This is a genomic window from Pseudoalteromonas sp. ND6B, assembly GCF_000764215.1.
Lineage (GTDB): Bacteria > Pseudomonadota > Gammaproteobacteria > Enterobacterales > Alteromonadaceae > Pseudoalteromonas > Pseudoalteromonas tetraodonis.
Genome location: NZ_JQFL01000025.1, coordinates 1 through 14,183 on the forward strand (window position 1 = coordinate 1; position 14,183 = coordinate 14,183).

Genomic DNA, 14,183 nt, shown 5'->3' on the forward strand with positions numbered 1-14,183 from the left:
ATTCATTATAAGATTAAAGAAAATGGGCGCTACGTGAGTAAGGCTATTTATACCGTACTAGGTGTCAATATCGAGGGCCGCAAAGAGTTACTTGGTTTATATATCTCTGAAAGTGAAGGGGCTAACTATTGGCTATCAGTATTAACAGATTTACATAATCGTGGTGTATCCGATATTTTAATTGCCTGTGTTGATGGACTAAAAGGCTTCCCTGAAGCAATAGCAACAATCTATCCTGACGCCGAAGTGCAGGAGTGCGTTATTCATCAAATTCGTAATTCGATGAAGTATGTTGCTTCAAAGCACCAAAAAGAGTTTATGGCTGACTTGAAACCCGTTTATAAGGCAGCCACTAAAGATGCAGCAGAAGCCGCTCTCGCCGAATTAGATGCCAAATGGGGCAAGTTATACCCTATCGTTATCGAGTCTTGGCGTCGTAAGTGGGGCAATCTGTCGGTTTACTTCAAGTATCCAGATTACGTGCGTAAAGCTATTTATACCACAAATGCAATTGAAGCTGTACATCGCCAGTTTAGACGACTCACCAAGACTAAGGGAGCATTCCCTAATGAAAACAGCTTGATGAAATTATTGTATGCAGGCATATTGAATGCCTCGAAGAAATGGACAATGCCAATCCATAATTGGAATCTGACATTGTCGCAATTGGCCATCCACTTCGAAGGTAGGTTAGATGGTGTGCTAGATATTTAGCAACTTAGGCTGACACAGAATTCTGAACGCCCTCTCAAACTCCTTTAACAGATCAGAATATGCTTTTCGGAATTCTTTAATTTCTTTAGGAGGTGAAAATGATTTATTATCTTTGATCAAACCTTTGTTTTTCTTCGCGACATCCTTAGCGCCATCGACAGCACCTTTTACATCATCAACATCCAGTTCACCATCGTCACCACCACTGAATAGTCCCATGATCTTCTGTATACCACCCATAGTTGGTATACCAGCTAATGCTGCACCACCATCCATTAGCAATCCCATCAGTCTGATCTTATCTATTCGTCCAGCAAACTCTTTTGCTTTTGCACTGAGATTTTTATCGTCTGCTGCTTTTTTAACTAAAGTAGATGCAATTGTTTCTAGTAACGCCGCTTTAGCGTCATCATACCCTTGGAAAGTCCATGCATCGAAATGTACTTGGATATATTCTTGTTCATCACTTTCCAGAGAAGCCTTAGTAAGTTCAAGAATCGTCGATTTTCCAGCGCCCCAATCACCAAAAACGCCTATACTAATAGGCATTAACTCCTTTTCTGTTATAAGATCTTTTATTGACTCAGCCGTTTCATTAAAATTTAAGAAATCAATTTTTGATTCTTTATCAGACCACATAACGTCTCCTTTTATTTATTATTTCTTTTGTTCCATTCTTTCAATAGTTCGGTGAACCGTGGGGCGGCTAACAGAATATTTCTTCGCTAATGCAGAGATCGATTCACCATTTAATTTATCTTTATATAATTCTTTCGCTTGTTTGTCTGATAAAGCAGGCAATCTGCCCATGTGTTTGCCTTTAGCTTTAGCCTCTTCACGACCTTCTGTGGTTCTGGCTTTTATAAGATCCCGCTCAAGTTGAGCGAATATGTGGCTACGCATAATGTTTGAGATTATTTCTCATCAAGCCAGATTGGGTGAGTACTAGGAAATCTTCGTCAGATTTGAGCCTGAAGCAGTCGTAAACGATGGTACAAAATTACTTCAGCTAAAATTCACTTTGATACGAAACCGGACATTAGGCTTAGCGTATCTCATGACAAGTGTTCCAACAATATAGTCGTTGCTCTTACTTTTAAATTTAAATCTTGTTTTAGATCCTCTGTACAATTAGTAACACACCAACGCGACTTTAATGTGGAATTAGGATCATCGGTTAATTTATTCTATCTAGATAGCTCTTCTATTTTTTATCTTTGATAAACATCGGTATAAAACGGGCAGTCCAAATAATGTTAGCAGTGTTTGCTGTCACTACCCCCCAACAATTATTTTCTTGGAATAGCTATTTGAGTTACTTCCCAATCTTTTCAAATTAAATAACTTTTTATTTGACTCTATAGCCACTATAGATTTTATACTTATTTTAATATTGTTTCGGAATGTTAAATATGTCAGAAAAATGTAGTGGTCAGTGTCAATCATCTCCTACCAACGAAGACGTAAAAATTGATACACAATTAGATAACTATAGTGGCGCGTTTGTCAGTACATATAAAGTGCCTCAAATGGACTGTCCTTCAGAAGAGAGATTGATCAGATTAGCACTTGACTCAATTCAGCCTTCAGTTGGATTGCAGTTTGATATTCCTAATCGCTTAGTCAAAGTTTTTCATGATGAAAATTTAGATGAGATAACAAAAAAGTTACAACAACTTAAACTCGGTGCAGAGTTAGAGTCAACTAAACAAAGTTGCAGTACAGAAGCTGCAAAAGCAAAAGACTTAGCCCAAAAAAATGAGATGAAAGAAGCATCAACCCTAAAATGGTTGTTAGCCATTAATGGAGTCATGTTTTTTATAGAAGTAATTGCTGGGATTATTGCACAGTCTGCTGGCCTAATTGCAGACTCATTAGATATGTTTGCTGATGCTGCTGTGTATGGTTTAGCTATTTATGCCGTAGGTAAAAGTATTAGCATGAAACTTAGAGCAGCACATATATCTGGTGTGCTTCAAGTTATTCTAGCGCTAGGTGCTTTGAGCGAAGTCGTAAGACGCTTTGTTTACGGTAGTGAACCGATCTCTTCTTTAATGATGATATTTGGTGGAATAGCACTAATCGCTAACGTTGCTTGTCTGTTTTTGATATTTGGCAACAAAGAAGACGGCGCTCATATGAAAGCGAGTTGGATTTTTTCCGCAAATGACGTTATCGCAAACGTTGGTGTAATTTTAGCTGGCTTATTAGTTACAGCAACAAGCAGTCGTTATCCAGATTTAGTGATTGGTTTGATAATTGCTCTTGTCGTTTTAAACGGTGCTCGCCGCATCTTACAGCTAAAGTATTAAGCAGAGAAATGAAAATAATGCACTCATCGTATATCAAATCAAATATATCATACGTGATAATGATTTTAATCGCGGTGCAGTCTGTGTTTTTTTCGCTAGAAGAGCTTGAAATAAACTTAAGTGAAAGTTCTTTTAGTTCATCACTAACTAAGTCTATTACCCCGCTAAAAGCTCCAGAAGACTCCAATATGCTTGAGGTGAATAATAGCAACTCTTCAATTGATAATTGTAATTTTTGTTGCTGTTGTCACTTATTTTTAAATGCTGATTCTTCCTGTAACATTTTCCAAGCAATAGAATATTTCCTTACCTACGCCTTAGTTTCTCCTGAGCTAAAAGGCTATATCTCGGTGCCATTCCGCCCACCTAAATACGCCTAAATTTTATAGAAAATTATGAAAGGTCAAATGTTAATGACCGAAAAAAACATATAAATTTATAGGAAAGTATACATGGCACTTAATACCTGTGTGCATCGCAAGATAGCAATTTTGAGGTGTGTAACACCTCGGCTTAAATATATCGCGTTTCTCGCGTTGTCACTTTTTACATTTAATGTTTATGCCTTTGAAAAGCAGTTAAATCTTCAAGAGGCAATTCAGTGGACGCTTAAACAAAATCCTGAACTCAAAATATTTGATTTCAAACAAACCGCATTAACAGGACAAGAACAAACAGCAAGTTTAAATCCTGCTTATGAACTAGAAGTTGAAGCTGAGAACTTTGCAGGCTCAGGTGAATTTAATGCATTCGACAGTGCTGAATTAACAGTCGCTCTATCTTCGGTTATCGAAATGGGAGATAAACGCTCAGCGCGGATTGGACTTGTTTCAAAATCAAGAGCACTACTCAATGCTGAGAAAGAAGTCTCTGCGCTTAATTTAATGGCTCAAGTCACTGAGAAGTACGTGGAAGTACTTGCAGCCCAACAAAGAGTTATATTGGCAGAAAATGCTTTGAGCTTAGCACAAGAAACGTTAGAGATTGTATCTCAGCGTAACCGCGCAGGTGCTACTCCTGAGGCTGAAGTGAAACGCTCAAAAGCAGTTATTGCTCAGGCTAACCTCACCCTTCAATCTGAACAAAAGCGCTTGGAATATTTGAAGCTCTCATTAGCAGCCTACTGGGGGGAAAACTCTGTAACCTTCTCTGAAGTACAAGGGGATCTTTTTCAGTTTGGCAATGATAGTGACTTTAACAGCCTTTTTGCGAAGTTAGAGAAAAACCCTGCTATTCAAGTTTATGCAAGTGAGCAGCGACTAAAAGAGGCCGAATTACAGTTGGCTAAAACAGAGTCAACGGCCAATATCAAATGGTCTGTTGGTGTTAGGCGCTCTCAAGAAGCCAATGATACGGCACTGGTCGCTGGCTTTAGCTTACCTTTGTTTGCTGAAAAGCGAAATTCTGGTGCAATCGCTAGTGCGCTAGCAGAGCGTGACCAAGTTGCCATAGAGAAAGAGGCGACTAAGTTGAGGTTTAGAAATCACTTACTACGAGCATACTCCAATAGAAAACAAGCCATATTAACAGCTAATTCATTAAAGCAGTCGGTTATCCCAATGCTTGAAGATGCACTGGAAGATACTCAAGACGCCTATCAAAAAGGTCGATATGGATATCTTGATTATGTATCGGCTAGACAAGAGCTGTTAAATGCTCGGCGAACCCTCATTGATGCGGCATCTGCTGCCCTAATTTATGGCGCAGAGATAGAAAAACTAACAAACGAAGCGCTGTCACTCTAAATAAACATCACTTTAAGTTTAATAACAATTTATTGATTCAGTTATTAACTGAATCGTTTAGGAATTCAAAATGAAAAACTATTTACTCGCACTATTGATTTTTATTGGGTATCTATCACCCATTCAAAGTGTTATCGCTAGTGAAGATGAACATGAAGGCGAAGAAGGCATTAGCAAAATAAACAATAACATGGCAAAAAGGCTTGGTGTTGAAACAGCCTATTTAGCTTCAAAAACGTTGAACCAAACTATCCCTGTATACGGCGCTACGACGATAGGCGCTGAACAATTATTTCAAGTTGGCGCTAGATATAACGGCGTTATAAAGACAATTAACTCCACTGTTGGTGATAAGGTAAAAAAAGGAGATCTATTAGCCGTTATTGAATCTAATGAGAGCTTAAATACCTATAAAATAACATCCCCTGTTTCTGGGACTGTTTTACAGCGAAATGGAAATATTGGCGGTATCACGCAAAACACTAGCTTGTTTGAAATCGTCAATTTTGACACCTTGTGGGCTGAATTTAAGGTGTTTACCAGCCAATATAATCAAATCAAAGTCGGTCAACCTGTTGATATTGAGCATGGTGAACAGGCATTCAACTCAACCATCACCAATATAATTCCAGCTAAAGATCAGTCTTATGTTTTAGCACGTGTACGTTTAAATAACACTGAGCTAAACCTAACCTCAGGCCAATTATTAATGGGCAGCGTAAAGATAAACCGATTTGAGGTGGATTTAGCCGTCGAGAAAGTTGCGATACAAGAACTGGGAGGACAATTTGGTGTCTTTGTAAAAGAAGATGAAGAGTACGAGTTTGCGCCACTTGTGCTCGGACGTTCAGACAAAAACTATATCGAGGTCATTGATGGCCTCAGTAAAGACGCTGAATATGTAAACAAAAACAGTTATCTGATAAAAGCGGATATTTTGAAATCTGAAGTAGAAGACGACGATTAGGAGACGCAATATGATTGAATCAATTTTGCGTCTTGCAATAAATAGACGCTATTTAGTATTAAGTCTGCTGATGGTAATCATCGGCGTTGGCATGTGGAGTTATCAAAAACTTCCCATTGATGCTGTTCCAGATATAACAAACGTGCAGGTACAAATAAACACTTCTGCCCCCGGTTATTCACCTTTGGAAGCGGAACAAAGGGTGACCTTTCCTGTAGAAACCGCCTTAGCCGGATTGCCAAAGCTGTCTCACACCCGCTCCCTGTCAAGATATGGATTATCTCAAGTAACCGTTATCTTTGAAGAGGGAACCGATATTTATTTTGCTCGCAACTTAATCAATGCAAGATTAGCTGCGATAAAAGGCGTTATTCCCTCTGGCTTAGAGCCAGAAATGGGTCCTATTTCGACAGGGCTTGGCGAAATATTTATGTATACCGTACAAGCTTCTCCTGACGCTAAAATGCCTAATGGAGAGCCTTATACCGCTATTGCCTTAAGAGAAATACAAGACTGGATCATTAAACCGCAATTGGCTCAAGTTAAAGGCGTCATTGAGGTCAACAGTATCGGCGGCTACAACAAGCAATATCACATAACGCCTAAACCCGAAAAATTACTTTTTCATCAGGTAACCTTTGAAGAAATATCTGATGCATTACGTAAAAACAATGACAACCGTGGCGCAGGTTATATCGAACAAAACGGACAGCAAGTTTTAGTACGCTCCATTGGGCAACTTGCGACAATGGATGAAATCCTCAATGTCATCATCAAAAAGAACGATGGTATTCCTGTAAAAATAAGTGATGTTGCCAATGTTGCTATAGGCAAAGAACTTAGAACAGGGGCTGCTACTCGTAATGGCATTGAGACAGTGCTTGGTACAACCATGATGCTGATTGGTGAGAATTCTCGCACCGTTGCTTTAGAAGTGGAACATAAGCTCAGCGAAATACAAAAATCTCTGCCAAAGGGCATTACCGCAGAGCCTGTTTACGACAGAACAACGTTAGTAGATAAAGCGATTGCAACCGTTACCAAAAACCTCGTTGAAGGTGCGCTTTTAGTTATTGTTGTGTTATTTATTCTACTTGGAAATTTACGTGCAGCTCTCATTACCGCTGCTGTTATCCCTATTTCCATGTTAATGACAATCACAGGTATGGCGCAAGCAGGAGTATCTGCCAATTTAATGAGTCTCGGCGCATTGGACTTTGGCTTGATAGTGGACGGGGCTGTAATCATCGTTGAAAACTCTGTCCGTAGGTTAGCACAGGCCCAACACAACGGTCATAGGCAAGACTTAAGAGAACGCCTAAATACCGTTTTTGAAGCCACTTCAGAAGTGATACGTCCAAGCTTGTTTGGTGTGGCAATTATCACTGTTGTTTACATCCCCATTTTCACGCTAACTGGCGTTGAAGGGAAAATGTTCCACCCTATGGCGGCAACTGTCGTTATGGCGTTAATTTCCGCAATGATCCTTTCAGTTACACTGGTTCCTGCTGCTGTAGCTGTGTTTATGAAAGGTAAAATCAGCGAAAAAGAAAGTGTAGTTATTCGTTCAACCAAGTCTATTTATGAACCATTGTTAAAAATGGCGTTGAAATTTCGTTGGGTTATTGTTTCATTCTCAACGCTGTTAATGGGGTATAGCCTTTGGTTAGCAACAACGCTGGGTAGTGAATTTGTTCCACAGCTAAATGAAGGGGATATAACAGTCCAAGCGCTAAGAATACCTTCTACCGGCCTAGAGCAATCAGTAGAAATGCAAGAAGTACTTGAGCAACGTATTAAAGCGTTTCCTGAAGTTGATAAAGTATTCTCGCGCATCGGCACATCAGAAGTAGCAACTGATCCAATGCCACCGAGTATTGCTGATATCTTTGTTATTTTAAAACCACGTAAAGAATGGGCCGAACCTTCAAAGCCAAAGAGTGAATTAGTTGAAGAAATGGAAGAAGTACTGAAAAACATTCCGGGCAACAACTATGAATTCACTCAGCCTATTCAAATGCGTTTCAATGAATTGATTTCTGGCGTTAGAGCTGATGTCGGCATCAAAATATTTGGTGATGACTTAGATCGATTATTACTTACCGCAAAAGATATTCTAAATATTGTGAAAACCGTGGACGGTGCTGCTGATGCCCGAATGGAACAGGTCACAGGTGTTCCATCTTTATCAGTAATTCCTAAACGAGAAGCGCTTGGTCGATACGGTTTGAGCGTTTCAGAACTGCAAGACTGGGTTGCTACTGCAATTGGTGGAGAATCTGCGGGGATCATTTATGAAGGAGACAGACGATTTGAGTTAGTTGTTCGCCTACCAGAGCAAACAAGAACAGATATCAATGGCTTGAAGCACCTGCCGCTTCCACTTGAGGGTGGTAACTATGTGCCACTTGAAGAAGTTGCAGAGCTTAAATCAGAGTCTTTACCTGCTCAAATTAGCCGTGAGAACGGAAAAAGAAGAGTTGTGGTTACCGTCAATGTTCGTGGCAGAGATTTAGGCGGCTTTGTAAAAGAAGTGAAAGCTAAAATTAATCAGGAAGGAGAAATCCCAGCAGGATACTGGCTTGATTATGGTGGAACGTTTGAACAACTAGAGTCAGCGAGTAAAAGATTAAGCTTAGTTGTGCCGATCACATTAGTTGTAATCTTAGGTATTTTGGTTATCGCATTTGGTTCATTAAAAGATGCATTAATCATTTTCAGTGGCGTGCCTTTAGCATTAACTGGGGGCGTATTTTCACTTTATTTAAGAGACATGCCCTTATCAATTTCGGCAGGTGTCGGCTTCATAGCATTGTCAGGTGTCGCCGTATTAAATGGCTTGGTTATGTTGGCTTTTATTCGAGATCTTTGGCATGAAAAAGGCGACCTTTACGTAGCGATCATTGAAGGTGCCATCATTCGTTTAAGACCTATTTTAATGACGGCACTGGTTGCTAGTTTAGGTTTTATTCCAATGGCGCTAAACACTGGAATTGGTGCAGAAGTACAACGACCACTAGCAACAGTCGTTATCGGCGGTATTGTATCTTCTACCATTTTAACTTTGTTTGTATTACCTGTTTTATATCAATGGGCGCATGGCTCTGAGAGTAACAAACAGTAATCTGACGAAATTTAAAGCCCAAAAAGCAGCTTAATTAATAGGTTATGCCTAATTAAGCTGCTTTTTATATTGTATGCCCAACATTTTATTGATAAAGCTTACTGCGCTTCATCCCGACAATTTTCATTTAAAAACTCAAACTCTATCGTTGTATGCGATAAATGATAGGAAGATAATTTAGCTGCAACTTCTTGTTTAAGCCTAATTAATTCTTTAACGTCAAAGTTGTCACTCAGCTCAAGGTGCGCTGTTAAAACGTGACTTTCACCATCTAGTGACCAAAAGTGCATGTGGTGGATACCATTAACTTCAGGAAATTCCATTAGTGATAGTTTAATACGCTTTTGAGTCTCTTTATCGGGTGCAGCTTGAAGAAATAAAACGAGTGTTGATTTCAGGTTTTTGAAAACATTAAACAAGATGAACAGCGTGAACCCTATTGATAAAAGGGGATCTAATATCGGCAGTTCAGCGAACAACAGTACGATAGAGACTATAAGAACGGCAACCCATCCAAGTACATCTTCAAGAAGGTGCCATGTCAGCACTTTCTCATTTAATGTTTCACCCGCTTTTAATTTTAATACCGCATATCCGTTAACGGCAACGCCGAGTATCGCTAGCCCTAACATCCCCTCGACTACAGGCATTTCAGGATTGGACAGCCTTGGAATTGCTTCAAATAAAATCCAAATTGAGCCAATGATTAAAACAATACTGTTTATCAATGCGCCAAAGAGAGTAAGTCTACGATAACCATAACTAAACTTATCTGATGCTTCTTTATCTGAAAAACGACTTAAAATCCACGCAAAACCTATTGAAAGACTATCACCAAGATCGTGAACTGCATCTGCCATTATCGCAGTACTGTTAGTGAGCCAACCACCTATAAATTCGATAATAGTAAATGTCACATTCAGAAAAAATGCCCAACCAATACGATCATCTTTAGAATGCTGATGACTGTGACTATGGTTGTGCATTTTGTACCTCCAGTGCTTTTGTATTTCTAATTTTTGATACATTCATATTAATCAAATGGCGAATCACACCTTGATACATCCAACGTTTTACTCCCGACAAATTAGTACCCTTTTCAAGATAAAACTCATCAGGGGAATCATAAAGCCCAAAGTCGTCATGAATACCTTCTTTTTGAATATAGGTATCTTGGCCGCACCAATTTGTGTTTGGTGAAGAGAAACACTTTGTTGCAACACCATAGACACAAAAGTCATCTTTTGCTTGGTCAAATTTCTCCTGTAGAGAGCTTAAGTATTGCTCATCCAATATAAAGCCCTCTAAGTTTATCCAACGCCCTTCAAAGTAAACTTCTACCCAACTATGAATGATGTATTTAGGTGCTAACCAAAATACATAGCTTGGGATAGCACCTTTTTGTAGTTGCTGGTCTATGGTAAACCCATGAAATCGGCATTGAATGCCTAGTCCACGCAATAGTGCCATTAACAGATTACCCTTAGTATTACATTGTCCATAACCATCTGCTAGCACATCGCTTGCTGCAATATCATCGCTTTCATTATAACCAAAGAAAATCTCATCTTTTACAAACTGATAAGCGGCACCAATTTTGTTGAAGTTATCCAAGTTTTTCCACCTACGTTGATCGATCAAGGATTGGATATCTTTGTGTTCAAAATTAACGATATTCGTATTGTTTAAATATTTCTCAGTCATTTTTTATATATCCTTTTCGTTGCATACTTATACTATAGACTCTATAGTAACTATAGAGTCAAATGTCTGGGGGAAATTGATGAAAATAGGCGAATTGTCTAAAAAATCGGGCTGTTCAATACAAACGATTAGATATTATGAAAGAGAAGGATTACTGTTAAATCCAAACCGTTCAGAAGGTAATTTCAGGCTGTATGATAGTAAAGCACTTAAACAATTGGAGTTCGTAAAACATTGTCGCAGCCTAGATATATCACTCAATGATATTAAACGTCTTATCGAATTAAAAAATAAGCCAGAAGAAAGCTGCTCTAGCGTTAATGCATTAATTGATCAGCAACTTGCACTAGTGAATAAACGCATGAAAGAATTAAGGGCGCTTAAAGCTGAATTACAACAGATGGCTAGTGCTTGTGGTTCGAACAATACTATTGAAGCATGCGGGATCATTAAGTCACTAGATAGTTAACTCTGTTAGAGGCATACGGGCAGAATATAGAACATTAATCGACTATTGCATGTCCTAAATGTGGACAGATAAAAACGGAAGAAATGCTGACAAATTCATGTCAGCGGTATCACAAGTATGAGTCACACAAGGTTTTGCCAAACTATTGAATGGTGACTGGTGTGTTTACTTCTCATATGGAACAGCAAAATTCCGCCAATTCTAGAACGACAAAATTAGTTGCAGCCGTTAATGCACTAGAGTGTTTAAATTGAAGTTTATTATTGACTCTTCAACGTCTGCTTTACACTCTGAATTTTCGTTAATAACTCAAAAGCTAACTTCCGCTTTTGGCTAAGTGAAGTCATAAGGTATTCATTGATGCTAATGTCCGCAATGTCGGAGGAGCTGCCGTTAGCAAATAGCATCAAATTATCGTAATATAACTGATTGAGTCTCAGATATTATGATTAAAAAATCATACTTTCATAAAAAGAGAGATTGGCGGCATCCCTTTAAAACCTTTCAGTCTAAAATGAGATCAATCTCAATCATTATGCACAGTCACAAATACTCCACATAGGTTGATCATGGCAGTGGCAAACGGATTATCATTTTTGGTATTGAGAGAGCCGTCGATAATATTCAAACAAGCACCTTTCTTATGGATGCTTTCAATTGCCTCAAGAATAGATTTTAACGACCGTCCCAAACGGTCGAGGCGAGTAACAATAACTTCATCACCTTCCCTGATAAAGTCGATGAGTTCCTAAAGCTTTTCTTCATTTCGAATCGAAGCACCAGACTGTTTGCCTTGGAATATTTTTTCACAGCCCTGAGCGTCCAACTTGGACAGTTGAACATTTAAATCTTGTTCTTTAGTTGAAACTCTTGCAAAACCAACTTTCATATATACGAAACCTGTAACTTTCGCACACCTTAACAATTAAATGAACGAAAGTATATTAAATAAATTTCGTACATGAACGTAATAAAAAATAGAAATTCGTACACTACGGATAGAAAATGAATGACAATTCTAACTATAAAGTGACTTAATTATTTCACACGCTTCACTTGTACACGAGCTTGCCATTTGTTGAAGCTCAGCTTGTAGTGCTTTGAGTTCTCCCATTAGATTGTTAACTAAAGCCAATTTAGCCTGTGTCTATCATAAGTTCAAAACTTAAACTTTAGATATAAGCTGAAATTGAGTCAATCGTATTACAAATACTCTTATTGATACTGGCTCATTACTTGCACTTTTTCGAGAACATGACCACATGTAGAGAATAATAGGCTAACAGTGGGAAATATTTACACTATCAATGTAAGGATTACTTATGAAATACTCAAGATTTGCTGCAATGATCATCACCTCAACCATTGCTATGTTTGTCATGATGTATCTCAACACTTACGCAGTATCACATATATGGTTTAGTGAAACGCGTATCTATATGGCGTTGTATATGGGAGCAGGTATGGCAATGATCATGCTGGCCTTTATGCTTGGCATGTACAGTAACAAGAAGCTCAACATGGCTATTTTTCTATTGGCGACAATACTGTTTGCCATATGTCTTTATCTTGTTCGCTCTCAAAGCACAATTTCTGACACTGCTTACATGAAAGCGATGATTCCTCATCACTCCATTGCTATTCTTACTAGTGAGCATTCAACTTTGGAGGATGTACGCGTGCGTGAATTGGCAAATGGTATTATTAAAGCCCAACGAAAAGAAATAAAAGAAATGGAATGGCTGATTAAAGATATTTCTGAAAATGGAAAGGTCAGCTCACAAGCTCAGGCTGAGCAACGACCGCTCCCAAAGTTTGAAGGCACACTGAACAAAGGAGACTAAGATGACTAAGACAGCTACCCTGTACAGAATGGTCACTGACGAACATATCTGCCCCTATGGTTTAAGGTCGAAAGATTTGCTGGAGAGGCAAGGGTATGATGTAGAAGATCATAAGCTCACGTCAAGACAACAAGCTGATGACTTCAAAGCTAAGCATGATGTCAAAACTACGCCACAAACCTTTATTGAAGGAAAGCGTGTCGGAGGATACGATGACTTAAGAGAGTATTTTGGTAAAGATGAAGCAGGTCAAACTGGCACAACCTACACGCCCGTTGTAGCCATTTTCTCGATAGCTGCACTTCTTGCTGTCGCATCTCAACATTTTGCTTCCGGCTCATTTATCTCCATCAGAACACTGATGCTATTTATAGCTTTTTCAATGACGCTCTTAGCGGTGCAAAAACTGAAAGACCTATACAGTTTCACAAATTCGTTTATTACTTATGATTTACTAGCGATGAGATGGATAAGATATGGTTATATTTATCCCTTCATTGAAGCATATGCAGGTATTGGTATGGTTGCCCAACTACAGCCTCTCGCAGTGGCACCATTTTCATTGTTTATCGGCACAGTTGGAGCAATTTCAGTTTTCAAAGCCGTTTACATCGACAAACGCCAGTTAAAGTGTGCCTGTGTAGGCGGCGATAGCAGTGTGCCACTTGGATTTGTATCGCTATCTGAAAACTTATTTATGATCGCGGGAGCATTGATTATGCTGCTGATGTAAAGGTATAGCTCTATTCGGCGGCCCCTTAACTGTTAAGATTAGACCTAGGGTGCCAGCCCACACCTTTCTAATTCATATGTAACATTTTTTCTGTCGTACTGGCATCAAGATAACCAGAACTGAGCAAACAATCTCAAAGGTTGTACAAAATAACACTAAAGTTTTTTCATTAAGTTTTATTGTTATGCTCTTGTGGTGGCTTTCGCCACCACTTTATTAGTTTTCAAGTTCCACCATATCTTTCGCTGCAATGTCACCAGACACTAGCTTTACAGTTGCGAAATGATCATTCACAATTTTAGTAATTTGTACCGTTCCTACCTTTTCGATAGTGTAGGGATCTTCACCTTCACTCAATACTATTCTTTCATGGAATCTAATAACACTGTATTTTTGCCCAACCTCTGCGCCATGCTCAGCACCAATACAGATTAGAGTTCGATTATCAGAACTTTCTACTACCTGACCTCTCATCATGTATTTATGATAAAAAGTGGTATTGGAACAACCCACTAAATATAAACCGAATGTAAGCAATAAAAGAGCTTTTATATAGGGTGTTTTCATTACT

The 14,183-nt window shown here is 38.8% G+C and carries 14 protein-coding genes and 1 pseudogene; 9 read left to right on the forward strand and 6 right to left on the reverse strand.

The window, feature by feature from the left end; translation table 11 throughout:
- Positions 1 to 714 (forward strand): IS256 family transposase (locus ND6B_RS12595; protein WP_033102931.1); only part of this gene is annotated, 714 nt, incomplete at its 5' end.
- On the opposite strand, the gene ND6B_RS12590 is transcribed toward ND6B_RS12595, so the two are convergent.
- Both ND6B_RS12590 and ND6B_RS20360 read right to left on the reverse strand, forming a co-directional pair.
- A complete protein-coding gene (locus ND6B_RS12590; RefSeq protein WP_033103102.1) occupies positions 703 to 1,353 on the reverse strand; it encodes a KAP family P-loop NTPase fold protein in 651 nt (216 codons plus the stop codon). The two genes, ND6B_RS12595 and ND6B_RS12590, sit on opposite strands and share 12 nt — an antisense overlap.
- 18 nt (positions 1,354 to 1,371) lie before the next feature.
- Entirely contained in the window at positions 1,372 to 1,617 is a 246-nt protein-coding gene (locus ND6B_RS20360; protein WP_033103103.1) for a helix-turn-helix domain-containing protein, read from the reverse strand.
- A gap of 509 nt (positions 1,618 to 2,126) precedes the next feature.
- Here ND6B_RS20360 and ND6B_RS12580 point away from each other — a divergent pair.
- From ND6B_RS12580 to ND6B_RS12560, 5 genes are all read left to right on the forward strand, one after another.
- The gene (locus ND6B_RS12580; RefSeq protein ID WP_013465880.1) at positions 2,127 to 3,026 is read left to right on the forward strand and encodes a cation transporter; all 900 of its coding nucleotides are present in this window, start codon (positions 2,127 to 2,129) and stop codon (positions 3,024 to 3,026) included.
- An 8-nt stretch (positions 3,027 to 3,034) separates the two neighbouring features.
- On the forward strand, positions 3,035 to 3,406 hold the full coding sequence (locus ND6B_RS12575; protein WP_016899211.1) for a hypothetical protein: 372 nt from the start codon (positions 3,035 to 3,037) through the stop codon (positions 3,404 to 3,406).
- A gap of 72 nt (positions 3,407 to 3,478) precedes the next feature.
- Entirely contained in the window at positions 3,479 to 4,771 is a 1,293-nt protein-coding gene (locus ND6B_RS12570; protein WP_033103104.1) for a TolC family protein, read from the forward strand.
- Between the two features lie 70 nt (positions 4,772 to 4,841).
- Complete coding sequence (locus ND6B_RS12565) at positions 4,842 to 5,738, forward strand: efflux RND transporter periplasmic adaptor subunit (protein WP_008109684.1); 897 nt, start codon at positions 4,842 to 4,844, stop codon at positions 5,736 to 5,738.
- 10 nt (positions 5,739 to 5,748) lie between these two features.
- Positions 5,749 to 8,862, forward strand: coding sequence for an efflux RND transporter permease subunit (locus tag ND6B_RS12560; protein WP_033103105.1), 3,114 nt, complete (start codon positions 5,749 to 5,751; stop codon positions 8,860 to 8,862).
- Between the two features lie 98 nt (positions 8,863 to 8,960).
- Here the strand turns inward: ND6B_RS12560 and ND6B_RS12555 are convergent, their stop codons facing one another.
- The gene (locus tag ND6B_RS12555) at positions 8,961 to 9,848 is read right to left on the reverse strand and encodes a cation diffusion facilitator family transporter (RefSeq protein ID WP_008464143.1); all 888 of its coding nucleotides are present in this window, start codon (positions 9,846 to 9,848) and stop codon (positions 8,961 to 8,963) included.
- On the reverse strand, positions 9,835 to 10,566 hold the full coding sequence (locus ND6B_RS12550) for a transglutaminase-like domain-containing protein (protein ID WP_033103106.1): 732 nt from the start codon (positions 10,564 to 10,566) through the stop codon (positions 9,835 to 9,837). Before ND6B_RS12550 ends, ND6B_RS12555 begins: the two co-directional genes overlap by 14 nt.
- A gap of 79 nt (positions 10,567 to 10,645) precedes the next feature.
- On the opposite strand from ND6B_RS12550, the gene cadR reads away from it, so the two are divergent.
- Positions 10,646 to 11,035 carry a Cd(II)/Pb(II)-responsive transcriptional regulator gene (cadR, locus tag ND6B_RS12545; protein WP_008109677.1) on the forward strand — a complete coding sequence of 130 codons (390 nt, stop codon included), beginning with the start codon at positions 10,646 to 10,648 and terminating at the stop codon, positions 11,033 to 11,035.
- Positions 11,036 to 11,561: 526 nt separating this feature from the next.
- On the opposite strand, the pseudogene ND6B_RS20365 reads toward cadR, so the two are convergent.
- A pseudogene (locus ND6B_RS20365) lies at positions 11,562 to 11,924 on the reverse strand (recombinase family protein).
- Positions 11,925 to 12,357: 433 nt separating this feature from the next.
- On the opposite strand from ND6B_RS20365, the gene ND6B_RS12535 reads away from it, so the two are divergent.
- Both ND6B_RS12535 and ND6B_RS12530 read left to right on the forward strand, forming a co-directional pair.
- Entirely contained in the window at positions 12,358 to 12,879 is a 522-nt protein-coding gene (locus ND6B_RS12535) for a DUF305 domain-containing protein (RefSeq protein ID WP_008109672.1), read from the forward strand.
- 1 nt (position 12,880) lies between these two features.
- Positions 12,881 to 13,612, forward strand: a complete 732-nt coding sequence (locus tag ND6B_RS12530; protein WP_008109669.1) for a MauE/DoxX family redox-associated membrane protein — start codon at positions 12,881 to 12,883, stop codon at positions 13,610 to 13,612.
- Positions 13,613 to 13,828: 216 nt separating this feature from the next.
- Here the strand turns inward: ND6B_RS12530 and ND6B_RS12525 are convergent, their stop codons facing one another.
- Positions 13,829 to 14,179, reverse strand: a complete 351-nt coding sequence (locus tag ND6B_RS12525) for a hypothetical protein (RefSeq protein WP_033103107.1) — start codon at positions 14,177 to 14,179, stop codon at positions 13,829 to 13,831.
- Positions 14,180 to 14,183: the final 4 nt, after the last annotated feature.

Excerpts from the sequence above, each read along its gene's own strand:
- ND6B_RS12535 (WP_008109672.1), top strand. The coding sequence starts at position 12,358 with ATGAAATACTCAAGATTTGCTGCAATGATCATCACCTCAACCATTGCT.
- ND6B_RS12530 (WP_008109669.1), top strand. The coding sequence starts at position 12,881 with ATGACTAAGACAGCTACCCTGTACAGAATGGTCACTGACGAACATATC.
- ND6B_RS12555 (WP_008464143.1), bottom strand. The coding sequence starts at position 9,848 with ATGCACAACCATAGTCACAGTCATCAGCATTCTAAAGATGATCGTATT.
- ND6B_RS12525 (WP_033103107.1), bottom strand. The coding sequence starts at position 14,179 with ATGAAAACACCCTATATAAAAGCTCTTTTATTGCTTACATTCGGTTTA.
- cadR (WP_008109677.1), top strand. The coding sequence starts at position 10,646 with ATGAAAATAGGCGAATTGTCTAAAAAATCGGGCTGTTCAATACAAACG.
- ND6B_RS12590 (WP_033103102.1), bottom strand. The coding sequence starts at position 1,353 with ATGTGGTCTGATAAAGAATCAAAAATTGATTTCTTAAATTTTAATGAA.
- ND6B_RS12550 (WP_033103106.1), bottom strand. The coding sequence starts at position 10,566 with ATGACTGAGAAATATTTAAACAATACGAATATCGTTAATTTTGAACAC.
- ND6B_RS20360 (WP_033103103.1), bottom strand. The coding sequence starts at position 1,617 with ATGCGTAGCCACATATTCGCTCAACTTGAGCGGGATCTTATAAAAGCC.
- ND6B_RS12580 (WP_013465880.1), top strand. The coding sequence starts at position 2,127 with ATGTCAGAAAAATGTAGTGGTCAGTGTCAATCATCTCCTACCAACGAA.
- ND6B_RS12560 (WP_033103105.1), top strand. The coding sequence starts at position 5,749 with ATGATTGAATCAATTTTGCGTCTTGCAATAAATAGACGCTATTTAGTA.
- ND6B_RS12565 (WP_008109684.1), top strand. The coding sequence starts at position 4,842 with ATGAAAAACTATTTACTCGCACTATTGATTTTTATTGGGTATCTATCA.
- ND6B_RS12575 (WP_016899211.1), top strand. The coding sequence starts at position 3,035 with ATGAAAATAATGCACTCATCGTATATCAAATCAAATATATCATACGTG.
- ND6B_RS12570 (WP_033103104.1), top strand. The coding sequence starts at position 3,479 with ATGGCACTTAATACCTGTGTGCATCGCAAGATAGCAATTTTGAGGTGT.